Annotated in this window: 12 protein-coding genes, 1 pseudogene and 1 CRISPR repeat array; of the genes and pseudogenes, 3 read left to right on the top strand and 10 right to left on the bottom strand. The window is 56.0% G+C overall.

Features of this window, described 5'->3' with window-relative positions; translation table 11 throughout:
* Positions 1 to 130 precede the first annotated feature (130 nt).
* The 4 genes and pseudogenes from COMA1_RS17230 to COMA1_RS17215 all read right to left on the bottom strand — a co-directional run bounded on the left by COMA1_RS17230 (position 131) and on the right by COMA1_RS17215 (position 5,352).
* Positions 131 to 1,504 (bottom strand): TolC family protein, encoded by a 1,374-nt coding sequence (locus COMA1_RS17230; RefSeq protein WP_141654396.1) that lies wholly within the window; start codon positions 1,502 to 1,504, stop codon positions 131 to 133.
* Positions 1,505 to 1,565: 61 nt separating this feature from the next.
* Positions 1,566 to 2,504 (bottom strand): HlyD family type I secretion periplasmic adaptor subunit, encoded by a 939-nt coding sequence (locus COMA1_RS17225; RefSeq protein WP_245631148.1) that lies wholly within the window; start codon positions 2,502 to 2,504, stop codon positions 1,566 to 1,568.
* An 86-nt stretch (positions 2,505 to 2,590) separates the two neighbouring features.
* Positions 2,591 to 2,953: pseudogene (locus COMA1_RS21670) on the bottom strand (hypothetical protein); the annotation flags it as partial.
* A 218-nt stretch (positions 2,954 to 3,171) separates the two neighbouring features.
* On the bottom strand, positions 3,172 to 5,352 hold the full coding sequence (locus tag COMA1_RS17215) for a type I secretion system permease/ATPase (protein ID WP_090750775.1): 2,181 nt from the start codon (positions 5,350 to 5,352) through the stop codon (positions 3,172 to 3,174).
* A gap of 450 nt (positions 5,353 to 5,802) precedes the next feature.
* Between COMA1_RS17215 and COMA1_RS17210 the strand changes: the two genes are divergently transcribed.
* Both COMA1_RS17210 and COMA1_RS17205 read left to right on the top strand, forming a co-directional pair.
* The gene (locus tag COMA1_RS17210) at positions 5,803 to 6,141 is read left to right on the top strand and encodes a hypothetical protein (RefSeq protein ID WP_090750774.1); all 339 of its coding nucleotides are present in this window, start codon (positions 5,803 to 5,805) and stop codon (positions 6,139 to 6,141) included.
* Positions 6,122 to 6,580 (top strand): DUF6036 family nucleotidyltransferase, encoded by a 459-nt coding sequence (locus COMA1_RS17205; RefSeq protein WP_090750773.1) that lies wholly within the window; start codon positions 6,122 to 6,124, stop codon positions 6,578 to 6,580. Before COMA1_RS17210 ends, COMA1_RS17205 begins: the two co-directional genes overlap by 20 nt.
* A gap of 167 nt (positions 6,581 to 6,747) precedes the next feature.
* On the opposite strand, the gene COMA1_RS21665 is transcribed toward COMA1_RS17205, so the two are convergent.
* Both COMA1_RS21665 and COMA1_RS17195 read right to left on the bottom strand, forming a co-directional pair.
* Positions 6,748 to 18,168 (bottom strand): calcium-binding protein, encoded by an 11,421-nt coding sequence (locus COMA1_RS21665; protein WP_090750772.1) that lies wholly within the window; start codon positions 18,166 to 18,168, stop codon positions 6,748 to 6,750.
* A gap of 12 nt (positions 18,169 to 18,180) precedes the next feature.
* Positions 18,181 to 19,278 carry a hypothetical protein gene (locus tag COMA1_RS17195; RefSeq protein ID WP_141654394.1) on the bottom strand — a complete coding sequence of 366 codons (1,098 nt, stop codon included), beginning with the start codon at positions 19,276 to 19,278 and terminating at the stop codon, positions 18,181 to 18,183.
* Positions 19,279 to 19,681: 403 nt separating this feature from the next.
* Here COMA1_RS17195 and COMA1_RS21420 point away from each other — a divergent pair, with 403 nt between their 5' ends.
* Positions 19,682 to 20,005, top strand: a complete 324-nt coding sequence (locus COMA1_RS21420) for a Uma2 family endonuclease (protein ID WP_218055419.1) — start codon at positions 19,682 to 19,684, stop codon at positions 20,003 to 20,005.
* A gap of 368 nt (positions 20,006 to 20,373) precedes the next feature.
* A CRISPR array of direct repeats spans positions 20,374 to 21,429; the repeat unit is 36 nt; unit sequence GCTTCAATGGGGCCGCAGCATCTCAGCTGCGGAAAT.
* 209 nt (positions 21,430 to 21,638) lie between these two features.
* Here COMA1_RS21420 and cas2 read toward each other — a convergent pair.
* The 4 genes from cas2 to cas7g all read right to left on the bottom strand — a co-directional run bounded on the left by cas2 (position 21,639) and on the right by cas7g (position 26,222).
* On the bottom strand, positions 21,639 to 21,929 hold the full coding sequence (gene cas2, locus COMA1_RS17185; protein WP_090750770.1) for a CRISPR-associated endonuclease Cas2: 291 nt from the start codon (positions 21,927 to 21,929) through the stop codon (positions 21,639 to 21,641).
* A 3-nt stretch (positions 21,930 to 21,932) separates the two neighbouring features.
* Positions 21,933 to 23,639, bottom strand: a complete 1,707-nt coding sequence (gene cas4g/cas1g, locus COMA1_RS17180; RefSeq protein ID WP_218055418.1) for a CRISPR-associated endonuclease Cas4g/Cas1g — start codon at positions 23,637 to 23,639, stop codon at positions 21,933 to 21,935.
* Between the two features lie 63 nt (positions 23,640 to 23,702).
* Entirely contained in the window at positions 23,703 to 25,262 is a 1,560-nt protein-coding gene (gene csb2, locus COMA1_RS17175; RefSeq protein ID WP_090750769.1) for a type I-G CRISPR-associated protein Csb2, read from the bottom strand.
* A gap of 6 nt (positions 25,263 to 25,268) precedes the next feature.
* A complete protein-coding gene (gene cas7g / locus COMA1_RS17170) occupies positions 25,269 to 26,222 on the bottom strand; it encodes a type I-G CRISPR-associated RAMP protein Csb1/Cas7g (protein ID WP_090750768.1) in 954 nt (317 codons plus the stop codon).
* Between the last annotated feature and the right edge of the window lie 2 nt (positions 26,223 to 26,224).

Genomic DNA, 26,224 nt, shown 5'->3' with positions numbered 1-26,224 from the left:
GTGAATCAATCAAGACACAGCTGCACCCTCTCAGCGCGACTTATACGCCGAGAGGATCGTTATCGAAAGCAGAAAGGCCGTCGCGAGCACAGAGACGAAAGCATCGCCGACGGACTGTTTCCGCATGCCACTAGTTCAGTGTCTCCAGACTCCCGGTCGAACGGGCGAGATTGATGCGGGCGGCATTCAGCTGAAAGAGCGCGTTGACGAGGTTTTCTCGCGCACGGGCGACAGCCGAGAGTCCATTCGTCAGTTCAAAGTGGCTGGCGGAAGTGATGACGGCATAGCGTTCCCGGGCCAGATCAAGCTCCTTCGTCGCCATCCGGAGACCAGCCTGGGCGATCCCCACCTGTTCTTTCGCCGCAGTCAGTGATGCCAGGGCATCTTGAACTTCCATGGTGACTTGGTTGAGCACAGACCTCATCCGAAGAGCCTCTTGTTGCCACTGGCTTCGCGCTTGAACAATGCGCCCTTCACGTTGTGCGCCATCGAAGATGGGAATCTGAAGAATGAGCGCCATACTGTAAGTATCAAGCGTATTACTCCAGCGATTGCCGACCAGCCCATAGTCACCCTGTGCCACGAGTGACGGCACCCGTTCCCCCGTCATGGAGGCATACATCAATTCAGCCGCTCGTACGCGGGTAGACTGCGCTTGGACCTCGGGGCGTTGACCGAGCGCATCCTCGACAGCCTTCTGCGACCGTGGAATCTCCGGCACGTCCATGCGCCACTGATCGGTCAGCGCCACGGCACTGTGCGTCGGTAACGCGAGCAGATTGATCAGGCTGAATTTGGCATGGTCGAGCTCATACCCAGCCGAGGAACTCTGCTGCCGCTCTGCCGCTAGTTGGGCTTCCAGTCGTGCAATATCGAGCCCTGTGGCCAGGCCCCCACGCTGCCGCTGTCGAATCGTTCCAAGTAACTCCTCCATGATCTGCTGATTCAATTCATGCGCCTTGATCAGGGCCATCGCTTTCAGCCCTTCCATATAAGCCAATGCCACAGTGGCCATTGTGTCAAGCTTCTTGGCTTCCGCCTCCTGTTCCGTCATCTGTAGTGACTGCCGCGAAGCCCGCCACCGCTGAATCAAGCTGAGGCTGAAGAGATTTTGCGTCGCACTGATCCGGGCATCGAAAATACTGAAGGGATCTGTACGCACGGGTGAGAGACCGATAGTCCCAAGAAATTGTGTCCGCCGGCTCTGTCGAACATCGGCGGAAAGATTGGGTAACATGGCTCCCAACTGTGTCTGCACCTGGCCTTTGGCTTCTTGAATCCGTTCCTTGTACAGCAGCACATCGGGATTGCTGTCGGCAGCGGCCGACAAGGCTTCGCGCAACGTCAACGAGAGCATCGGCGACGGGATCAACCGATCGGAATTCCCCGCCTCCCCCGCCCAAACCGCACTCGTCGTGGCTACAACAGCAACGATGGCAACACCGAGCACTCTACATCGATCACGGAGGCACAGTTTCTCTTCTGCCCCTCTCTCACTCTTCACCTTTGACCTCTCACGTTTCACTTCTTCTTTACCTCCGACACCTCACGGGTTGTGCCTCCTGTTACCGCTCTCTCAGACTCTCTTGTGCCGACCTGAGCAAGGGGCTCAGCAGATACTCGATGATCCGTCGCTGACCGGTCTTCATCTCAACCGTAACCGCCATACCCGGAGAAAGGTTCACCTGCTTGCCTTCGACGTGGATCACCGACCGATCCATGCTGACCCTGGTGGGGTAGACAAGCCCAACCTTTTCAATCGGAGCCGCATCGTTGGAAACCGTCAAGACATGGCCTGGAATCGTCCCGTATAAGGTAAACTGAAACGTTTCGACCTTGATCTCGACCGGTTGCCCTTCCTTCACAAACCCGACGTCCTTATTTTCTACCTGCGCTTCGACTTCCAGCGGATGGTCACGTGGCACGACGATAAGCAACTGTTGAGCCGGCGTCACGACACCACCGACGGTATGGACCGCAAGCTGCTGCACCACACCGGCAATAGGGGACATCAGCCGCTGCAGACCCGCCTTTTGGCCGGCCTTCGTCACCTCCTGTGCGAGCGAGGCCACCTTGGTTTCCAGCACCGACAACTCGGCCTGCTTGTTCTGTTGGAATTCCGACACCGTGGCTCGATAATGCTTCTCAGCCTCCGCCAGCGCCGCACGATCTTGCTGTAGCTTTTTCTTTTGTCCGGCTAGTTCCTGTGCCTTGTCGATCCGCTGACCTTCTGCCTGGAGAAAGTCCATCTTGGTCACGGCTTCATGTTCCAGCAATTTCTTGTAGGCGTCCGCTCGCTCAACCTCCATCGGCACCGTCGCTTCTAAACGGAGAATGTTCTCGTTGGTTTGTTCGAGCGCCGCTTGGCGTTGATCCACAAGATGCTGCGTCGCGGCCACCTTGGCCTGATACTCAGCGAGTTGATCACGCAACAACTGTTGTTGTAGCCCGACGTATGCCTGATCGGCATCGGCGGGAGCATCAAAGGCAGCCTCGCCCTTGATGAGGGCCCGTAACCGAGCCGCATCAACTTTCGCTGCTCGTTCGCGACTCGATCCCGATCGGCTCGATTGAGCGTCGCATCGAGCTCGATCAGCACATCCCCCTGCTGCACCGCTTGTCCATCCTGCACATGAATGGCGGCAATCACGCCGGTTTCATAGGGTTGGATGACCTTCGAGTAGCCGCTGGGAATGATCTTGCCCTGCGCAGTCGCAACAATGTCGATCCAGCCGAAGGAGGCCCACAGCAAGGACGCAGTGAACGCTGCGACAATCGTCCAGATAAGCGCACGACCGATCGGCGAGGGAGGAGCCTGCTGGATTTCCAACAACGCCGGCAGAAATTCTGAGGCACGCCCGCGAGGAGCAACCGTGCCGGACGGTTGACGTGATTCAGCCTGCCAAGCCGCCTTCCAGACCGTCCAATGTCGTGACAGCCCGCCAAATGCCATAGTCTCTCTCGGTTTCCGTTGACGATCAGTGTGTGGACGAACCCTGGTCACCTGAGCAATGAATCGGGACACGTCTGGTGGCCGACGATATCGGAATGCCTCCCGGACTGTTCAAAAGACCGTCCAGCAGGGCCGCAGCGAGCGAAGAGGCGAATCGTACTCTGTCCCGTATGTTGAGCCTCGAGCGACGTGAGAACGCTGCGGACGGTCTTTGTCGATTATCCCTTGCCGAGCTGGTGAGCATGCAACCGCGCATACGCTCCGCCAATGCTGAGTAGGTCATCATGCGACCCCTGCTCGACAATTTCTCCCCGTTCGACGACATAGATGCAATGAGCTGGCCGCACCGTGCTCAGCCGATGGGCGATCACCAGGACCGTCCGCCCCTTGGCAATCTCTGCCATATTCCGCTGGATCACCGCCTCAGATTCAGAGTCCAGTGCGCTAGTGGCTTCGTCAAATATCAGAATCCGAGGGTTCGCAACCAAGGCCCGAGCGATGGCGACCCGTTGCCGCTGGCCACCGGACAAGGTACACCCATGCTCACCGATTACCGTGTCATAGCCGTCCGATAGCTCTAGGATAAATTCATGGGCGCCGGCCAACTTCGCCGCCTGAATCACCTGCTCCATCGACAAACCGGGATCGGTCAACGCGATATTGCTCCGCACTGACCCGTTGAAGAGGAAGTTCTCTTGGAGCACGACACCCACCTGTCGTCGCAGCCAAGCCGGATCGACCTGGGCCAGATCGACGCCGTCGACTAGGATCCGTCCTCGCTCCGGCACATAGAGCCGCTGCAGTAATTTCGCGATCGTGCTTTTCCCCGAGCCCGATCGACCGACAATTCCGATCATCTGGCCTGGCTCAATACGACAAGAGAGTTTGCGGACGACCTCTGGACCATCAGGTCGATACCGAAACGTCACGTCGTCGAATTGCACGCGACCGACGACATGGAGCAAGGTCGTCCGGTTCGGATTGTAGGACGGCTCCGGCGACGTATTGAGCACATCTCCTAAACGCTCGACCGAAATACCGACCTGCTGCAACTCTTGCCAGAGATTCACCAGCCGCAAAATTGGCCCGGTGACCTGGGCTGACAGCATGTTGAAGGCAATCAATTGACCGATACTGAGATCGCCGCCGATCACACGATAGGCTCCAAGCCACAGCACAGCTACCGTGGTGACCTTCTGCACGGCGGTTGCGGACTGACCAGCAATCGTCATCATGCTCGTAGCACGAAAGCTCGCCTGCACATAGCCGGCCAGTTGTTCCTCCCATTTCCGCAACAGGGGCGGCTCCACCGCCAGAGCCTTCACGGTTTGAATCCCGCTGACGGCTTCCACCAAGAACGCTTGATTCTCGGCGCCTCGGTTGAACTTCTCATGTAGTCGAGCCCTGATCGCCGGCGTAATCGCCACGGACAACAATGCATAGATCGGCAACGACGCCATGACCACGAGCGTGAGGGTCGAACTGTAGAACCACATCACGGTCAGAAACACGACAGTAAAGAGCACATCGAGCACCACGGTGACGGAATGGCTGGTCAAGAACTGGCGGATCTGCTCCAACTCCCTGACCCGTGCCACCGTATCGCCGATGCGCCTTGCTTCAAAATAGGAAAGAGGCAGCGCCAGGACATGGCGGAAAAGCTGAGCCCCGAGGCTGACATCAATCCGATTCGTGGTATGGGCAAACAGATAGGTCCGAAGCCCTCCCAGGAGCGCCTCAAAGACCGCCAGCGTGACCATCCCGATGGCCAGCACATGGAGCGTGGTAAATCCCTTATGCACAAGCACCTTATCGATGACCACCTGTGTAAAGAGCGGTGTCAGCAGGGCAAAGAGCTGCAGAAAGAACGAGGCAACCAAGACCTCTCCAAAAAACTTGCGGTACTTGACGATTTCTGGGATGAACCAGGTGAAGTCAAACTTCAGGTCTTGGAGGCGGACATGAGCCCGCTTCGTAAAGAGCAACAATTCACCGGCCCACATCCCCTCGAAGTCTTGGCGACCAAACACAAGGGGGCGTCCTTCAACGGGATCTTGGACCAGCACCTTGTCTCCTTCGATTTTGGCCAAGACAAGATATCGCCCGTCCGTTCGCTTGGCTATCGCCGGCAACGGGGTTCCGGACAGTTTGCTCCATGAGATCTTCACCAGCCCGGCTTTCATACCCAGATGTTTGGCGGCACGGAGGAGATCGGTATCGGATAGGGTCTGTCCAGACTGGGCAAACTGATGCCGCAGCTGAGAACCATCGGCAGGCAGATCATGAAAACGCGCAAGAATGAGGAGGCAGATCAGTCCGGTATCTGTCTCAACTGAAGAGGTGTCAGAACGTTCGCACTCCGGTGGATGCGAGGGAACCCGCGCGGCATTGGCTGACATCCAGCCATCTTAGGATAGGGCTGCCTGATGGCCAAACCTTTTCGAGGATTGGGACAGATGCACAGTAGGTGATTTATCTGAGCCTTGCTTTTCGGTAATCTCATCAGCACTCAGGCGCAGCCACAACGGAAGAGCCACCCACTTGTACTTTCAGACTGGGCCACAGGCCTACATAGGCGATGGATTTGCCCTCCGCTGGGACAGGCAAAGGCCGGGTGCGCCAATATTCGACATAGGCTCCCGGCTTCTTTTATATGGCGACACTCCTATATAGTTGGGGAATCGTGACAGCTTGATGGCCTTCCATACGCATCGTCCAGCGGTGTGGCTGCACACGCCAGTGTTTATGGAAGCTGCCCATCGACCGGGCAATGAACCCTCCACGGTCAATCTGGAAGCATTCGGACGGTTCCGATATAGATCTGCTTACGGCTATGTTACACTAACACCATGTCAGACAGGCCTACACAACCGCCCACACCGACGCTCAAACTGCTCCCGGCCTACCTTGGCACAACGTCGATTCAGGAAGCCACTCAAACCGCCAGAGGACGGCGGGTGCTCTGGCTTGAAATCTTATTGAACGACCAATTGGATCTGATCCCCTGGCAATCCGATCCGGTGGTACAAGACGCGCACAGAACAGCCTGCCGATGGTATACGCACTACCGTCGCCTGCTCAGTTATCTCTTCGACCGTGCCCCTCTTCCGATCGACCCCGGTCCGATTGACTTCCGCGAGTATCGAACATTCGCCGAGGCGGTCTACTTTGCCTACGCTCACCGCTGAGTATCTCGTTAAACTTCTCACTCAGTACGTCGCCGACACTAATACCCCGGTCGACCTACTCCTCGTCGGCGGGTTGGCCCTCCACGCCTACGGCGTGTCCAATCGGGTGACGCTCGATGTCGACGCCGAGCTACAAAGCCCTCTCATGCCGCTGAGGGATTACCTGACAGCCCGAAAGATCCCCGCTGATCTGACCCAAAATTTCTCCGGTTGGTCGGTGGTCGCCATGCCACCGGGATATAGGGATCGTGCCATCGATGTCATTCACGAACCTCGCCTTCGTATTCGTGTCTTGTCTCCTATCGATTTCGTGATTACCAAGCTTCGTCGAGGAACAGAGATCGATCTCGACGATGCATTCCTCGTGGCTCGCCATCACCGCCTCTCAACTGAAACCATTCAGACCAGCGCTCGCGAAGCCCTTGCCGCGTCACCGTAAGACATCGCCCTCCTTCGCTTTCAGAAAACGGTTGATCTTTTCTGCAAGGGCCTTTCTACCTGAAACACACAAGCATGATCACAAAATAGACAGGGGGACCCTGCACCTAACAGCCCCCCCCCTCGCGACGTGCTTCTTACTGTTTACCGTTCACTCCCCTCTATCCGCTACTGCCAGTTTGCGGCAAGGATAGCGTGCACATCCTGGGGACGCTGATCAATCGCTTGGTCCCAGGTCAGACCAGTCTGCTGATTGAACGCAGCCATGGCGTGAATCAGTTGATCCACTTGCGTACTGAGCAACAGCGAGCCATTCCCGGCCTGCATCGTCTCGACCTGATGATCGGTGCCGACATACCAGTCCTTAATGGTAACCTGATCGGCGGTACCATGCACCGCCAGCCGCAGATCGTCGACCTGACGACTGATGACCAGATCGAGCGGATTGATCGCCGCCCCGTACTGAAGTCGATCACTGTTGCCGGCCGTGCTGTCATTCTCGACGATGACATCCAGGCCCTCACCACGAGTGATGAGATAGGTATCGTTGCCCAACCCACCGCGCAACGTGTCGTTGCCCACCCCACCGACGAGTTGATTTTCCGCATTGTTGCCCGTCAGTCTGTTGTTCAGCATATTCCCTGTCGCATCGATCGCCGCCGTGCCTGTGAGCGTGAGATGTTCGAGATTTGAATCCAACATCCAGCTCACATTACTCCGCACGGTATCCGTGCCTTCACCCGCATATTCGATCACGGTATCTCCTGTACTCACGACATAGGTATCGTTGCCCGCCCCTCCAATGAGCACGTTTGCCGCATCATTGCCACGCAAGGTATTGGCTAAACTGTTGCCTTCTCCATTAATCGCTGCCGTACCCGTGAGCGTGAGATGTTCGAGATTTGAATCCAACATCCAGCTCACATTACTCCGCACGGTGTCCATGCCTTCACCCGCATATTCGATCACGGTATCCCCTGTACTCACGACATAGGTATCGTTGCCCGCCCTTCCAATGAGCACGTTTGCCGCATCATTGCTACGCAAGGTATTGGCTAAACTGTTGCCTTCTCCATTAATCGCTGCCGTACCCGTGAGCGTGAGATGTTCGAGATTTGAATCCAACATCCAGCTCACATTACTCCGCACGGTGTCCATGCCTTCACCCGCATATTCGATCACGGTATCCCCTGTACTCACGACATAGGTATCGTTGCCCGCCCTTCCAATGAGCACGTTTGCCGCATCATTGCTACGCAAGGTATTGGCTAAACTGTTGCCTTCTCCATTAATCGCTGCCGTACCCGTGAGCGTGAGATGTTCGAGATTTGAATCCAACATCCAGCTCACATTACTCCGCACGGTGTCCATGCCTTCACCCGCATATTCGATCACGGTATCTCCCGTGCTCACGACATAGGTATCATTGCCCGCCCCACCTGCCAGTTGATTCGCCGCACTGTTGCCTGTGAGCTTGTTGTTGAGAGTATTGCCGATGCCGTCGATAGCGCTGATGCCAGTCAACGTGAGGTGTTCCACATTGGCCGCGAGGGCATAGCTCACCCCGCTCCGCACCAGATCAGTCCCCTCATTGAGGTTCTCCGTCACGATATCGCCGGCATCATCAACCACATAGGTGTCGTGACCGAGGCCACCCGTTAGGATATCGGTGCCGCCCCCGCCGTCGAGCGTATCGTTTCCGTCCAACCCCGTCAGGGTGTTCGCGACGCCGTTGCCCGTGAGCATGTTATTGAGACTATTGCCGGTCCCATTGACGGCGGTGGAACCTATCAGCATAAGGTTTTCTACATCCGTCCCGAGAACGTACGTCATTGCGCTCCGCACCGTGTCCACACCCTCGTTGACGTTCTCTATGACCACATCACCCGCATTGTCCACGACGTACGTGTCGTTGCCGAGACCGCCGATCAAGCTGTCAGCTCCTCCTCCACCATCCAATGTGTTGGCGCCGCGGTTCCCTGTCAGAATGTTGTCTAGAGAATTCCCGCCCCCACTGATCGCTCCAGTGCCGGTCAGCGTGAGGTTCTCCACATCGGCACCCAGAGTCCAAGTCACGGCCGTTTGCACCGTGTCGATCCCCTCATTCGCCAGCTCGACCACCGTATCACCAGTGGCCACCACATAGGTGTCGTTTCCCGCACTACCACTGAGGATGTTGGCTGCACTGTTCCCCTTGATGATGTTGTCTAGGATGTTCCCGGTTCCGTCGATGGCGATTGAGCCGGTCAAGGTGAGGTGCTCAACGTCGGCACCGAGCGTATAGGTGATGGCGCTCTGCACCAGATCAATGCCTTCGTTGGCCAGCTCGATCACGACATCACCGATGTTCGCGACGACATACATGTCATTGCCCGGTCCGCCGGTCATGGTATCAGCACCTGCCCCTCCATTGAGCTGGTTATTGGCGCTATTACCGGTAAGACGATTATTGAGGCTGTTGCCGGTTCCGTTGATCGCACCCGTGCCGGTCAAAACCAGATTTTCAACGTTCGCACCCAGGGTATACGTCACACTGCTGTGGACCGTATCCGTTCCTTGGTTCAGGGCTTCCGTGACCACCTCGCCCGCCACATCCACGACATACGTATCGTGGCCCAGGCCGCCGGTCATCGAGTCGATCCCCGGTCCACCATCGAGCAGATCATTGCCTGCGAGTCCCTGCAGAACATCATCTCCCGCCAAGCCTTGAATGACATCATCACCGCCGGTCCCGATAAGGGTGTCATTCCCCTCCGTACCGGTGATCGGCAGGATGGTCAAAGTAAACACATCGCCGGCACTCAGCGCCCCTATGTCGGTCGCAGTGACTTGCACATCGACGGTGCCGATATCCGGACCTTGTGGTGTCCCACTGAACGTGCGGGTACTTGGATCGAACGTGAGCCAGGTGGGCAGGGTGGTGCCATCGGCTTGTGTCGCACCGTAGGTTACGCTGTCCCCATACAAGGCATCCTGATCCACAAACGTGTTCGTGGGGACGACGAAGCTGAAGAGACTGCCTTGCGTAATCCATTGATCCTCGAGCGACGTCACCACCGACGGCGCATGGTTGATTGGGCCACCGAGTAAGGATGAGAGACTAACCGTGCTCCCATCCGTAAAGGCCACGTTCTCAATGACCAACGAGCCATTCACTCCCGTTGGGTCGAAGTTCGTGAGCACGAGCTGGTCCGTCCCGCTTGCGCCCACCTCGATGGTCAGCATCCCGGCCGCATCATCCCGCGTGAAGGTGAGATCGTTTGGGGTAATCCCCGTTCCAAATTGAATCCGGTTCCCTTCGCCGACAGCTGCGACATCCTCGACCGTATCGATGCCGTCACCGAGATTGAAGAGATAGGCATCGTTGCCGGCACCTCCGACCAAAGTATCGCTGGAAGGAAGCCCTATCGGAGTGCCGTCGTCAAACGTCGCATCTCGTCCTCCATAGAGCGTGTCATGACCGGCACCACCGCTGAGCAGATCTGCGCCGGCACCACCGACCAGCACGTTGTCCAACTCATTGCCGGTCCCGGTCAGCGAGATAAACCCGACGTCCTCACTCCATGTGGAAGTGAGGACGAGATTCTCGACGTTGTCAGGCAGGGAATAGCTGACCGTGCTGTGCACTGCGTCCACCCCCTCTTCCGGCAGTTCGACAAGAGTCTGACCGGCATGCCGAATATAGTAGGTATCGTTCCCAGGCCCACCAATGAGAACATCGTCCGGAGTGTTGAATGGATTGGGGTCAGTACCGACTCCAACGTCGAAGGCAAATGCCGAATCACCGAAGGGAATGAGCGTATCATTCCCTTCTCCACCAATCAGAATGTCGCTGCCGGTATCGACGAAGAAAACACCTTCCACCGATCGCGCGAACCCCCCGTGTAATACATCATGCCCGGCACCGCCTTCGATCACGTTATCCGCAGTGTTCCCGAGCATGACATTATCCAAACCGTTGCCGATTCCTACGCGGGAGTCCGGAACCACCGGGCTATGACTATCCACAAGGACGAGATTGTCTTCATCTCCCCCCAGCGCATAGTCCACGGAACTGAACACTGTCCGGGACGGCGCAGCGGGGAAATCGGTAAACAGACCGAGTTCTTGACTCGTGCCATCGGCAAAATTGAGCGTGACCGGTGCGGGAGCAAACCCGTAGATACCGTTTCGAAACCGCACCGTAAGCTGATCCGCCGTATCGAGCACGGTGATCACAAAGCTCAGCTGACCTGAAGCGGAGGATTGCCTTTGTATGATGACATCACTGGGGTTCAGTCCCACCATCTGAACATGATCGGTATCTGTGGTGAAGGCATCGTTAAAGAGTTGATCCACAAGGACCATATCGCGGCCATACCCGCGGCCGAACATGAAGCCGTCATTGCCGGCGCCGCCGATGAGGGAATCATCACCGCTCCCCCCGTCATACACATTATTCCCGGCCAAGTCCTTGAGGATATCGTTGCCCCCACCCCCGGTCAGGGTGTCATTGCCGCTGCCGCCCGTAAGTACATCATGTCCGCTGCTGCCTAACAGCACATTGTCGCCGCTATCCGTGTCAACGATGGTGAGGCCTTGTCCAGGGTCGGCGCCCAGCGCGCGCAAAATCGCTTCATCCCACACCGTGCCATCTTGGAATCGCACATTTTTTTGTGCGGCGGAAGGAGGGCCGAAGAAATCGGCGAATGTCAACGAATCCATGGAACCAGGCATCCGCAGGACCAGATCGCTTCCCGACTGCACCACCCCGATTTGATTTGGCGCGAGCCCCGGCACCAGTTGCACGCTATCGGTCTCGCCGCTCACGCTGCGGTCTTCAATCCGATCCTGTCCGTCGCCGACTCCAAACAGATACGTATCGGTACCTTCACCACCTTTAAGCGTATCGTTACCACCTCGCCCATTGAGCACATCGTTTCCGCCAAAACCCTCGAGCACATTGTCGCCACGGTTACCGGTCAGAACGTTGTTCAGCTCGTTGCCGATTCCAGAATAATGACTCTCCGGCCCCGCCGGAGCACTTTCGCCGGTTCCTGGCGTGAGCCCGACACGAAGAGTCGGAAACGGATCGAGCAAGGTGAGATTCTCGATGTGTGCTCCCAGAGCATAGCTCTCAGCAGCCTCAATGGTATCATCGCCTGCGTCCGCCGCCTCCACTACGAGATCGTCCGACCCGACCACGTAGGTGTCGTTGCCGAGCCCACCTTGCAGAATATTCGCAGCTGCGTTTCCAACTAGCCTGTTGTCCAGCTCGTTCCCTACACCGTTGACAGACCGATTTCCCGTCAGCCTCAGGTTTTCTATCGCATCCCCAAGCACATAGTCTTGAGCCGTGACAACCGTATCCGTGCCTTCGCCGGCAGCCTCCACCACCAGGTCACCGGCCTCAATCACATAGGTATCGTCCCCCGCGCCACCAATCAGCACATTGACTCCGGCATTGCCGGTCAGCACATTGTCCAGTTCATTCCCCGTACCGTTACGCGCGAACGTTCCTGTCAGCGTGAGGTTCTCGACATTCGCATCAAGTACATAGCTCTGGTCGGTCACGACTGTATCAACGCCTTCGCCGGCCTCCTCTACCACCAGATCACCGGCCCCGATCACATAGGTGTCGTTCCCTGCGCCACCGGTCAGTACATTGACTCCGGCATTGCCGGTCAGCATGTTGTCCAGTTCATTTCCAGTGCCCTCAATCGCCGCTGGGCCGGTCAGAATCAAGTTCTCGACGTTGGCGGTCAACGCATAGGTGATTCCGCCGTACACCGTATCTATTCCTTCGCCGACCAATTCAATCACGATATCTCCGGCGTCATCCACCACATAGGTATCCGCTCCGTCCCCGCCCGTCATGACATCAGCGCCGGTCCCGCCGTCCAACACATCATCCCCCGCTTGGCCGATCAGTGCATCGTGACCAGCCGATCCCACGATCGTGTCGTCCGTCGCCCCGCCCGTCAGCACATCATCGCCGGCACTGCCGTCGATCTGACGCCGAGTACTCGCCAGCAGGCGTGCGTGATCCCATATCGTCCCATCCGCGAATGTCACCTGCTCCACCTGGAAGATGGAGTGTAGATAAAAGTTTTGAAGTGTCAGGCTATCGTTCGTACTCGATAATGAGAGGACGAGATCGTTCCCTTCACGAGCTCCCCGCACATCCGTCGGCGCGATCCCCTCACCCATACGGATTGTGTCGAACCCAGTCGGATCAAACGCCACATCCCGTCCGGTCCCCACGCCGAAGACATACGTGTCATTACCAGATCCGCCGAAAAGCTGATCGTCCCCGGCCCCACCATCGAGCTGGTCGGCACCCAGCCCGGAACGAAGTACATCCTGCCCGTCGAAACCATTGATCCGATCTGCAACCGCTGTCCCCGTCACGATATCACTCTCATCCGTCCCGATGACGTCGAAGCCTCTCTCCTCCACCAATTGGGCATAGGTCAACGAGGTGGTGTCGGCAAACTCGAAAGATTCGATGGTGTACCGGCTGAAGAGATCGGCAGCATCGAAGTCCGACAAGACCAGCGAGTCGCCGGCTCCCACGCTCAGGCGTAGACTGCCCGCCGCAATTCCATCGATGAGCGGGATCGCGCCAGGCCCAAAGCTCAGCTGTAACGCTTGACTGTTGATTCCTTCCCCAAAAACAAGACGGTTGTGTTCGAGAATCGTTCCTCCGCCGCCTCCTTCACCACCACCGAATGGATCCTCACGCACGGCCGAATCAACGATCCGGTCCTGTCCGTCCCCAAGATTGAATCGATAGGCATCGTCACCCGTTCCACCTTCAAGCCGATCGTTGCCGGCCCCGCCCGTCAGTGTATCGGCCGCCCCCTCGCCGACAAACACCTCTCCGCCCACAAGCACATCGTCACCAAACCCACCTGTCAGGATATCGTTGCCTCCGTTTCCAACGAGCTGCACCGAGCCGACGGCGGAAGCGGCGGTGAGCGTATCATCCCCATCCGTTCCCATCGCGTTCTCAAAATTGGACGTTCCAAGGTCAAAGGTGATGCCGAAGACGCCCTGGAAGCTGATCGTATCGATACCGGCTCCGCCGTCTCGGACCGTGTCATCCGCGTCGGTGACGACAACATCATCGCCGGCACCACCGAATAACTGGTCGGCTCCCTCGCCGCCGTACAGCTGGTCGTCACCGGCCCCACCATCGAGCACGTCGTTGCCGGCTTCGCCTTGGAGGATGTCGTTGCCGGCCTCTCCGGCAATTCGATCGACAAAACTCGTACCTGTGATCACATCCGCGTCCGGAGTCCCACGAAGATCAATCCCGCGTGCGATGAACTGTTCAAAGGTCAGCACGGTACCGTCAGCGAACTCGAAGGTACTGATCGGCGAGGCACCGGGAACAAGCGCACCGATTTGGAGCCGGTCACCTGACAACGGCCCGCGAATCTCCAGGGTATTGCTGGTCCCCCTCTCCAACGTGAGAACACTCGACATCAGCCCCGCGCCGAAGACCAACCGATTGCCCTCGCCTGCCGTATCGACGATCGTATCCGCTCCATCACCGATATCGAACAGGTACTGGTCCTGCCCTGCTCCTCCCTGCAAGGTATCAGCACCGTCACCTCCCACGAGGAGGTCATTTCCAGCCCCCGCGTACACTACATCGTTACCGGCTCCGGCAAAGACGGTATCATCGCCCGAACCGGTACGAATGATGTTGGCCTCATCCGTCCCTTCGACCACCCCTCCCGGAAGCGGCAACTGATCGGCCAACGCCACAAACGAGCCGTCGGCGAATCGAAGCGTCTCAACGACATACTGGAAGGTGTTGGGATCAAACCCAAGCAGGCGGATCGAATCAGCCCCGCCGCCGACCTGAATCGTGAGCATCTGTTGCGCTGGATCGTGCACGAAGGTCAACGCGTCCGGCGTGATCCCAGCGACGAAATTGATGACATTTCCCTCTGCTCCCACTGCTGCATCCGTGATCGTGTCCTGTCCGTCACCGAGACTGAAGTTGTAGATGTCATTGCCCGCCCCGCCGACGAGCGCATCGTTCCCCTGATCACCTTGCAACGTATCGTTCCCCGCATCACCGTACAACGCATCGTTCCCTTCTTCGCCCGCTATGCCATCATTGTCATCCCCGCCGAAGAGACTGTCGTTACCCGTACCGCCATTGAGCACATCATCATCCGCATCGCCGTAGAGCAGATCGGCTCCTGCTCCACCCACAACTTGGTCGTTGCCGGCATCACCAAAGACCGTATCGTCACCCTCTTGCCCAAGCAATACATCGTTTCCCGCTCCCCCGAAGAGGGAGTCATCTCCGATCATCCCCTGGACTTCGTCGTCCCCATCACCGCCGTCTAAGAAGTCGTTCCCGCCAGCCACCCCAGCCGCCTCCGGAGTATTCAAACCATCGCCGAAGAGAAGATCATTTCCCGCGCCACCAAAGAGTTCATCGGCACCATCTCCACCGTAGAGGGAATCGGCTTCGTTTCCTCCATCGAGCCGATCGTTGCCCAGATCACCCAGCAGGATGTCGACGCCGCTGCCACCGGAGAGCGAATCCATTCCACTGCCCGCCCACAGCACATCCGCTCCACCACCACCGTCCATCCAATCATCATCCTCCTGGCCTAAGAGCGTATCGTTCCCGTCGCCGCCGACGAGCACGTCGTCGCCGGCCATACCATGCAGTTCATCATCGCCCTCCCCGCCGTCGAGGAAATCGTCCGCGGTAAACGTGAACCGATCCTTCAAAAAGTGATCGCCGTACAGGAGGTCATTGTCTGCTCCTCCGTACAGCACGTCATCGCCCCATGATCCGTAAATCGTATCGTTCCCGTCTCCACCCTCCACCCAATCATCGCCATAGTACAAATCCGTGCCGAGATCAACCGGTGGATCCGAGGGATCGAAGAGGATGAAACGCCAGTCCCCATCCAAGGCATCATCCCCCGTACCTCCATAGAGTCGATCATTCCCGCTAAATCCCGAAAGCGTGTCGTTGCCCCCATTACCGAAGAGCTGGTCATTTCCCCGCTCACCGAACCCGAAACTATCCGCGTCCGAATAATTCACAATGTCATTCACGAGGCCATTGGCCTCGAAGTCGATGAGGACAAGATAGTCGTTCTCCCAATTGGGATCTGGCACATCGCGCAGTTCGATCCCAAACTGCCCGCTCTGAAAGTTTTCATTGACGGTCAGTACACCGTTGACGAGGAGATCTGTGCCGGACAGCGCATAGGTCGTGAGACCATCCAGACTCGTATAGGTATTCAGCGAATCGTTCGAGTGATGGATCCCGCCGAGCAAGCGGTGACCGTTGAAAATGATTTGTCCCTGGGCATCGGAATCTTCAATCCGATCCAACCCATCACCGGCGTTGTAGAAATAGGTATCGAAACCACTTCCACCTTCAAGCAGGTCCCCATCACCGGTCCCGCCGGTCAGTACATCGTCGCCGTCGTTGCCGATGAGATGATCCGTGCCATCCCTGCCTTCAAGGCGATTCATGCCGCTGTTGCCGGTAAGGAGATTGTCAAGATCGTTGCCGGTGCCGTTGAGATCTCCGGATCCCGTCAATATCAACTCTTCAACCGTGGTGCCGACGAGAGAGAAGGTTACGGAACTCTCGACCCTGTCACGCCCATTGTCGCCGACTTCGACTACCTGATCACCGAGATTGTCGACAATGTAGGTATCGTTCCCGTGACCGCCATGCATCCGATCAGCTCCGCTGCCACCATCAAGGGTGTCATTGCCGGCATCCCCCTGCAGGTAATCATTGCCACCATGACCCAAGAGCGTATCGACTCCATCAGCACCATAGAGATGGTCATTGGTAAAGAGCGGTCCGCCGGCAATCGTTTCTGCGTTATCCGACCCGAAAATATATTCGCGCTGCACCGCCGGGGGGATACTCAGCCCGGATGGTATGTCATACCCCGTGGTGTTGTCATGATAGTGCGTACGCGCAAAGGGATTCAGTGGCCCATCGATATTGGCTTGATTCAACGCCACTTTTGCCGCGAGAAATAAACTGCGATCCTGAATGTAGTCGGTCGTGATTGCGCCCAGCCCTGACACCGAGTTAAAGAGTGCCAATTCCCCATTGGTATTGTGCTGACTATAGGTCGGGCCAATAATCACAAACGGATTCAGCGCAGTGAGGGCGTAGCGATACGCCAGCCCCTTACCTGCCTCATCGTCAAGGAGAGCATTGCCTTTCACTTCTTCAAGCGGCTGATTGACCAATGCCTCAATGCGATACAGGCTTGGCTGTGGAGGCAGTACATTTTCAATGGCCGTGATGTTGTTGTGAAAGACCGTACGGTTGGCCATGTTACCGAAGCTGCCTGCCACATCGGAGGATGGTGTGGGTTGAAAGTTCTGATCGACCGGTAACAGCACTCTCCGAATCGCATCGAGTGCGTTTTCGAGTGAGTCCTTCTCGGCTCGTCCAAGTAAAGTATTGGCGGCACTGGCGGAGGACGCCTGAAAGATCGCTTGGATCGCATCGATTGCAATTGAGTCATCAATCTCTTTGAAGAGGACCTGAAGACGTAACGAATCCGCGATCAGGGCCAAACTGTGGGTATTGAGATAGTCGAACCGTGGGGCCAGACCAGGAATTTCTACGACCGGTTGGCCTTCAATCGGGAGGCCGACAGAAACCGGATGACTTCCAGAATTGGCCACGGCTGTCGCATCGAACCCTGAGAGGGCGACCCCAAAATATTGGGCAAAAGAGGGTTCGGCAACGGTGGCACCAAAGTCATTGTAAGACGTACCGTATCTGTTCTGAATGTAGGCCTGAGCAAAATCTTGCCGTGGAGCAGAATAGATATTCCCATTTGGATCAGTGCGATCAATGGGCAATGCGTTAATCGCCGCCAATTGCAAGAGTGAAAGTTGTATCGGCACCTCCATTGCGCTGTTTGGGTCAGCTTCAACCTGGCGGTACAGACTCATCATTTCTTGCAGCACGACACTGCGGGGCCGGTTTTCCCCGGATGGATCACGAAACTCGCCAAGCCCTGTCGCATTAAAGACCACGTTGCTGCCCGGGGTTTGATTGATGACGTCCGGATACATGGCAGCCAGGGTACGGACGATGTTGCCGCTCAATGAGTAGCCGACAAGGTCTATCGTCTCTCCAGATTGCAATTGAGGCCGGACGCGGTTAAGAAAATCCTCGGCTGAAAGGATTTGATCGAAGGCAAAGCCGCTTGTGAAGACTTGGAAATCCGCCCCTACATCGCGATCCTGATCATTGAGAAGCTCGGTACTGCGGACGGCGAGAACTACACGGCCTGGAGTAGCTGTATCACGCAATGCGACCGCCGAGAAACCTGTCGCATCGTTTTGATAGGCGTCGATGACTAAGTAGCGGTTTTCGAATGCCTGAGCCTGCTCCAAGGTCATACGCAACTTGCCTGGCAAATCATCAGCATTCGGATCAGCGCCCGGGTTATTACCACGCCCTAATGCAAGAACATATTCTTCGGGATCAATCCCTTGAAAGAGGAATGACTCAGCAGCGAGCTGTTCAAGCGCGGCATCGTAAGCTTGTTTCAACTGCATTAGCGTAAGATCCGGCATGCTCGAACTCCTCTAGTTAACAGACTGCGAAGGTTTCAACACTTTGTGAATAAACTCTTTTCTGGTTGTAACTGGTCTTGGCGGACAGGCCGTAGCCCCCAGCCACCAGATCCTACCGACCGTTTGCAAACTCCGTCCGCTTGCTAAATAACCTCGCTTAACCGCCAACACCTCTTTGGTCTGTAAATCCAGAATGATGACTTCGCCTCCAGCGATTCCTAGTTCACGATCATGCGGACGAGTAATTCCACGCCAAGTGAATCCATACTCACTTTTTGGCTGTTTGACCCACTCTTCGAGCAATGTTGGCTGTTGATCACCTGGATAGAGGTATTGGCCATCCTCAAGTACCAGCTTGTCCGTGTTCGGTCTGGTGTACCGAAGATATTTTGAACCATCGGTTGGACTCTGAATGGATACAGGAATAGGCTTTTCAAGAAATTTATAGTTCCGGTCTGGCCTGTAAACACGATATGCTCTCTTGCTACCATCTTTTGTTTTTGCAGCATCCGAATAGCGTGGATTCACAAATCCATTTTGAATTCCGGCCTTGATGGCGTCTGGCCCCGCATTAAATTCCTCGCCATATACTTCCCCATAAGGATCTTCTAATGCATAGAGATGCTGTAACATGTAGTCAGTCGCCTCGGTCCTCGGTCGCATTTGCATGATGCCTTCCACATTCTCAACCGTCTTAAAAATGAACTCCCCTGCTTCGTTCTTACACAAATGATCGAAGTATTCTTTCGTGGTCATTCCTGGTTTGTACCCACTGTCTTCCGGCAACGGATTCGGGATCTTAATACTGTGAGCAAACCGCCCTTCCTCTGTGGCCAATGGATCAGTCGGCTTGAGCTTCAACGGATCACAGGTAGTGTCACCGCGTTTTGGCGGTTCTTTGGCGCAGCGCTCTGCTAGTTTTTTCATCGCCTTGTCGAACCTGTCCGCGACCGTCTCCTCTTTAAAGAACGATGCGGCACAGCCGGTGAGCATCACCAGCACGAGACCAATCACGAGTGTCCCCATCCGGCTGGCTGTCCCTATCGACACGCTCCTGGATGACTTCACTCGGACGTTTAATGCACAGGGGGTATCGTTCGATTCACGCATAGACGCACACTCCTTTGTAATGGGGGACAGACCAGGAGGATGACACCAGCATCGAAGCACTCGGCTTCATGTGTGTTCCTAATAAAAGAGGTGCGTGAGTCTAAGAATCCCTTACGGCACTGTCAAGAACCGTGGTTCACAACGGCAGACCAACGCCAAGTGGTCGAAATCTACAGGAACACAAACTAGGCTGGACAGTACTCAAAAGAGGGGGGCGCCATAGAAGACTGACGTAGAACCATTCAAGTAGCGCTCTGGAGGTGGATAGGCGTATGAGTCAGACGTGGATAATCTGCTTTCACTACTACCAGTGGCCCCTCAGACAGGTCCTTGCTAGAACAGAGTGGATTGTGTGTGATCAGACTCGCGGGTTGTTAGACTCGGCTCAAGCCGATGCGAGGTAATGATGGCTGCACCTGCCGTACAGATCAAGCGCTGGACTCGCCGAGAATACGACCGGATGGCCGAAGCAGGCGTACTCGGCCCTGATGAACGTGTAGAATTGCTTGAAGGAGAAATCGTCACCATGACACCTCAGCAAAGCCCACATTCGGCTTGTATTGGATTGATCGATAAAGCGTTGAGACAAGCCTTTGGTCCCTCCTACTGGATTCGCATCCAATTGCCGCTCGTCGTGGACCCGGATTCAGAACCGGAGCCGGAGCTTGCGGTGGTGCATGGTTCCCCACGAGACTACGTTCATGAGCCCCCTCGCACAGCCGTATGAGTCATCGAGGTCGCAGATAGTACATTCGCCAAAGACCGAACGTACAAAGCGAGAATTTACGCCTGCGCCGGCATCCGAGAATACTAGATCGTCAACCTTGCCGAGCACTGCGTGGAGGTGTACCGAGACCCGGTCACCTCGACCGGCCCAAGCAACTCATATCGTTCATCCTACAAGCGCAGCCCTTCCGACTCTCTCGCCCCCCTTGCCGCTCCCGATTCCGGAATACCCGTCGCGGATTTGCTGTCGTAACCACAATTCGAATTGAGTACCGAAGGAGAGAGCCATGCACAACTGTGTCCTTTAACAAAGGTATCCGACCCCTTACTATCATGCTGTGAGATGTAGGCCCAGTCCGCAGCGAGACCGCTTCAATGGGGCCGCAGCATCTCAGCTGCGGAAATCGCGTGACTAAAACACTAGTTGAATCCACTAGTTGTGGCTTCAATGGGGCCGCAGCATCTCAGCTGCGGAAATGACCCAACTAGAGAGCAAATCATTCTCGAAGGTATGGCTTCAATGGGGCCGCAGCATCTCAGCTGCGGAAATCCACCGTCTCCACGCAGGTGGTATTCTCCACGTCATACGCTTCAATGGGGCCGCAGCATCTCAGCTGCGGAAATTGCGATGGATCGTGTCGGTGTGGCGGCGACGGCGTTGCTTCAATGGGGCCGCAGCATCTCAGCTGCGGAAATAGGCACGCCGAAAAACCTCGCGACATCCTCCACCTGGCTTCAATGGGGCCGCAGCATCTCAGCTGCGGAAATAAGAAAAGATGGTAAATAATGGGCATTTATGAAGGAGCTTCAATGGGGCCGCAGCATCTCAGCTGCGGAAATGTGCAAAGGCGGCTCACACTCGTTCCAGCGAAAATGCGCTTCAATGGGGCCGCAGCATCTCAGCTGCGGAAATGATTGGAAATGGTGCCCGATGAAGCGCCTGTGCCACTCGCTTCAATGGGGCCGCAGCATCTCAGCTGCGGAAATCTGGCGAACTGGTGTAGACCGTGCCAGAATCTATTTGCTTCAATGGGGCCGCAGCATCTCAGCTGCGGAAATAACCATATGAGCTACATTAATCTGCCTGAACATTACCGCTTCAATGGGGCCGCAGCATCTCAGCTGCGGAAATACGCCGAGCTATAAGCGGGCGCGCGCCACCGATACCGTGCTTCAATGGGGCCGCAGCATCTCAGCTGCGGAAATTTTGGCGTAGAGTTTCTGACGTTCCTCGGCTGAGTAGCTTCAATGGGGCCGCAGCATCTCAGCTGCGGAAATTGGCGATGGGGGCGTCGAAGTCGGCGCAGCAGGTGGCGCTTCAATGGGGCCGCAGCATCTCAGCTGCGGAAATGGCCAGGCGCTGGAAACCGATCTCGCGCAGGCGCTGACGCTTCAATGGGGCCGCAGCATCTCAGCTGCGGAAATAGTTTTCATAGAAACGTCTGATCTTCCTCAGCTTCTCGCTCATGATGCGAGCGCCCTCCTTTCTGCACGAAACCACTTCCACAGCGAACAAGTTACACCACATTCTTTTCCATGCAAGTGCCTACAAATTCATGCGCTTACAATCGTGCGAGCGCTTTCACCGGTACAGCCGGCATAGGACTGCTCGCGTGATAGGGCAAACAAGGCCATCACACTACGTGCGCGTGGCGCTGCACTTGCACAAAGGCCTCGCCCAACGATTCGATGCTCTTGATGGGACGCCCCTCCGTGGGACCGAGATCTACAACCAGAACATGATCCTCGTGATGATTGATCATTTCGCCCAATGCTGCCTTCATCTTGATGTAGTCCACTTCCGGCAATTCGCACTGAAATACCGAGAGCTGGAGATGCTCGCCAAACCCTTTCATCGTCTTATATACGCGGCGCCATCGCTTAGAATCGCGGATATCATACGTGACAAAATACAATCTTCGCATGGCTTACCGAGTAGTAAAAGCCGGATACTCAGGGATCTCACTGCACAAGTATCTGCTGAGCAGCCGTGCCTGGACTTCCAAGACACGTCGATAACTGACCTGGTACCCGAAGACCGGATGCGTGATCTCTTGGCTCATCCGGCGCTCGTACGTTTCAATGAATCGACGTCGACCTTCCGGTGTCAGCGCCACGGAGCCCATGCGCCTGATGAAATCTTCCGACCGCACCTCACCATTGTTGATCGCCGTCAGCACAGCGGAGTCTGCAAGTAACGGACGAAACTCTTCCATGACATCAAGGGCCAAGGCCGGCCTCCCATAATGCAGTTGATGATAAAACCCCAGATACGGATCCAACCCCACCGCATGCAACGTCACCGTCCATTCCCTCGCCAGCATCGCATAGGCCAGCGATAAGAGCGCATTGACCGGATCCTTCGGCGGCCGACGATTTCGCCCATCGAACTCAAAGTCCGATATCCCCTCCGTCTTCAGCATTCCTTTGAATTCCGCAAAGTACCGACGGGCAGCCGTGCCCTCAATGCCAAGCAGTTCTTCCAGGGACTGCGCCTGAGCCGCATGCACATGATCCCGCTTGAGATCCAGTAACACCGTCTCCGGTGCGGCTGCATGATTTCGACGCAAGAACGTCCGACAGTTCACAATCTTGGCCTGTACCAGCCGAATCGCCAGACCGAGACAGAAAGACCGACTCGTCGCTGCGGCATATTGTCGACGCCGTAATTCGACGTTCTTGTGCATGAGGCTGGTCGTGATGCCATAAAACCACCCGCCGCTGGACAGATACGAAATAGGAATCTCTCGACGACAGAGTTCCTGGACCACTTGCGTGCTGACCTGAACGGCTCCGAACAGCACGAGGTGTGAGACTTCTACCAGCCTTGCCTCCATCAGGACCACATCGCGGTCCATCACTCTCAGGCAATCGCCTTGTTTCCCAACCCGGGCACCGGGCTGTTGCACATATAACGGCAAGGCGTCATGCCGAGCAGGCAGCAGGCGACGGATCCTCGCGGCTGATTGTTCATCATCAGTATGGTGCCGTAACCATCCGATTTCATCCGGCAGACAAATACGCACAAGAGAACAGCGTGGACACTTGGGACTGTCTACCAAGGGAGACGGCATCACACCGCCCTGCGCCATCCGTCGCATGCCCGCAATCAGCTCCAACGTCCGCTCGATCAGCTCCGAATCGAACGCCACCACCACCCGCTCCCGCGACCCCACAAAGTAGAGAACCCCGCCGTCGCACTCGTAGCCGTTCTCTCGCAAGATGAGCCCTTGCGCGCAGACCTGCACACGTTCCGGCTCCCACGCGCCCTTGTCGACATGCGGCCGCTTCCCTCGCTTGTAATCGACGGGCGCAACCGCATGGCCGACACCTTCCACCAGATCGATCTTGGCCGTAATACCAAGTCGATCCGAAGACAACCAGACTGAGCGTTGATGGATCACCGTGTCGTCATTCGGTGGTGACGCCTCCTCCGGTGGTTTCCGTTTGGGACTTTCATCCACTCGACGATGGTGGAACCGCCCCTCCACCGTATCGGCGCTGTCGGCGAATTCGCTCTGTACCCATTCCAGATACGCCAAGCGAGGACAGTAGGCGAATTCATTCAGCATCCGCACAGGAAGCAACGGCTCCCCCGTTACCAAGAGAGCCGTCTCACCAGCTTCGAGACTCATCACACCCTCCTTTCGCTATTCAGTTGTCAAAGAACAAGGCCGGCTCGGCCGATACCTCATCACTTACAAGTGTTCATCTGGCACAGCCTCAAATTGGCCGAGGCCGAAGTGGCAGCCGTAACCGAGGGCAATGGGGCCTCGAACGGGCTCAGCGAAAACAATGTCAAACCCGAATCCCCGAGAATCGGCAAATTGGCCTCCGCCTCCACACCGGAAACGTCGAAATTCCAACCAGCGAACTTTCTTGCCCATAATCGTTGTGTGATCTTGATGTTCTATGTGCTCAGGCGTCGGGAACCCTCGACGCAGCAGGTCTCTCACAACCTGTGAAATTGGGGAATCCTTGCCGTTCTTTTTGGGATGGCGAGTTAGGACATAGGGAGTCACTGACCGCCAGATTCGAGATTGAGCCAATGCAGGCGCCTGTCCATCATGCATCACAAATCCGCCATAATCCTGCGGCTGGCCAGTCCCAATGAGTACCGTGTGAATGTCGTGTCCGCCGGCCCCCCAGAGCTTCTTGAGCTTGCCAATAGCTTGCTGCGCCTGCTTGTCGAACCCCTGAGTAGCATAGACGGTGATATGGTCAATCCGGCTGTTGGATCTTCCTTCGGCACTGGGCAAATAGAAGGCGTGCGAATGATCGTCATCTAATCGAAGGCCATCAGGTCCCTTACCTGAGAAAACGGGCAGAGCATGCTCGCTTCCATTGAGTCCGCGAGACTTCGCCATCAAAGCTTGACGCATCCGCTCCCCAAGGAGCACGGCATCAGTCAGACAAGGTAACACCGCACTGGATAGAGCAAACCGGGCAACTGTTGGTCGAATTTGCTCGATCTTTACTTTTCGTTGATACGTCACGCGAAACGCATCATCCGGCCTCACATAATCTACCCACCGACTTCCAGGTGCAGCGGACCAGCCCTGCTTTTGAAGATCGCTAGTCTCTGCGTGCAATGCGCTCCACAGATCAGAGGGGACTGAACTCTGAGCTGCCTTCTTCTTTCTCGCCCCTTTCGTCGCTATGCTGGTATCCCCAACAACTTTAGCCTCATAACCCATCTTCCATGTGACAAAGCTGTCCGGTGTCATCGAGGCAAGCATACGCACTCGTTCTCCTTCGACTGACACTCCGGCCTCAATCGGACGACAATTGATGTCACCATCCCATTGATCCAACATTTCGGCCGTTGTCCAACTTTCTGCACGTCCTAGGTAGCTCAGCCCAGAAGCCAGGCTCGTCAGTACCTCTCGCTCTTCTGGACTGAAGGTTACGTGAGGCCAGACCACAACCAGGCAATCATCAGGCCGCAGAGAAACAAAGGCATCAAACACTTTGGTCCTGGAAGGCGTTGCCGGAGGTTCTTGCGGCATAAAGTGGCGCGTATGGCCTAATGTAGCTTTCGGCAATTGGAAGACGGGGAGCTCGGTCAGCCGTTCGAGCACCCGTCTGGCAGAGGCCTCCGGGATGTCCCCTGAAAACTTTCGGTGCCACACGGCAATCAGCGCCCGCAAAATCCGCCATGGCGACGGAGGCCATTCGACAGCGCCCTCGTTTACATGCCGCCCCCAGGGAGTCGCATGATACCGACTAGCTATGAACCGGATGCGCAGGGCGATCATTTCTTTTCACCCCTTAAACGAAACGTTGGTTATAGATGGCTTCGCAAACCTACCTTCTGACTCCACCGCCTTGATCAGATCAGAAAGCTCTTTGGTTAGGATCTCGATATTCGGGAGTGTAAAAGTCTCTGGACTTATCACTCTTGTCCGGACAACTTTCAAATCACAAGCAGTCCGAAGACGCAGTCCTTCACTCATAAATTTTTCAATCTTAAAAAGTGCAAGAACAATCAGTAGACGCTCTGCATTCTCTCCCACTCCAAATCCACGAATCTGAAAAAGGTCGAGGTTAATAAAAGCTGTGAGCCTTTCGGCGGCGAAGTCCGTCTTATGATATGGAATGTTCTTGTACCCTTCTGCAGCATCTCCAGCACTGCCTTCCTTGCCCGGTGTAACACGGTCAATTTTCACTCCACCGTTTTGAACCACAGTGACATTACAAGCTTCGATAGATGCCGACAGACTTCTTGCCACACGAACAACTCCTCCTATCTTTTCCCAAAAAATCCCATGGAGGAGGCTGGTTGGGTCATATTTTAGGAGGGCTTTGATCATCTTTGAGCGATCAAAAGGCTTGCTGGAATCGTAATCGACCTCGACTTTGATGGTTTCGAATTCCCTGGAATTAACAATGTAGGCCGAGTTGAGTCTGTGGGCTTCCAAAATCGAATTGGTTGTCTGACCACCTGGCAACTTTGACACCACGTATGGGAGTCCTTTTAATGGTTCAACCAAGTCCCCTTTCGTGGAATCCCAACAGACGGATTCGAATCGATTCGCCATACTCTGTGGCGACTCCACCAACAACATCTCCGTACCATCGTGCAGCGTATACGTTGCCGCTCCCAAGTCTGGGAATCCTGTCGGTTGAAAGCGCGTCCCTTGAATAGGCTGGAGGTCAGCCTCTATCAATAGCCGAGGAGCATTCTGCAGTTTGCTGAAATCCAATCCTGATGCCATGC

Origin of the sequence: Candidatus Nitrospira nitrosa (assembly GCF_001458735.1) — a bacterium.
GTDB classification, from domain to species: Bacteria; Nitrospirota; Nitrospiria; order Nitrospirales; family Nitrospiraceae; genus Nitrospira_D; species Nitrospira_D nitrosa.
Note: the sequence above shows the minus strand (reverse complement) of the source record. Positions and strands in the feature narration are given on the sequence as shown.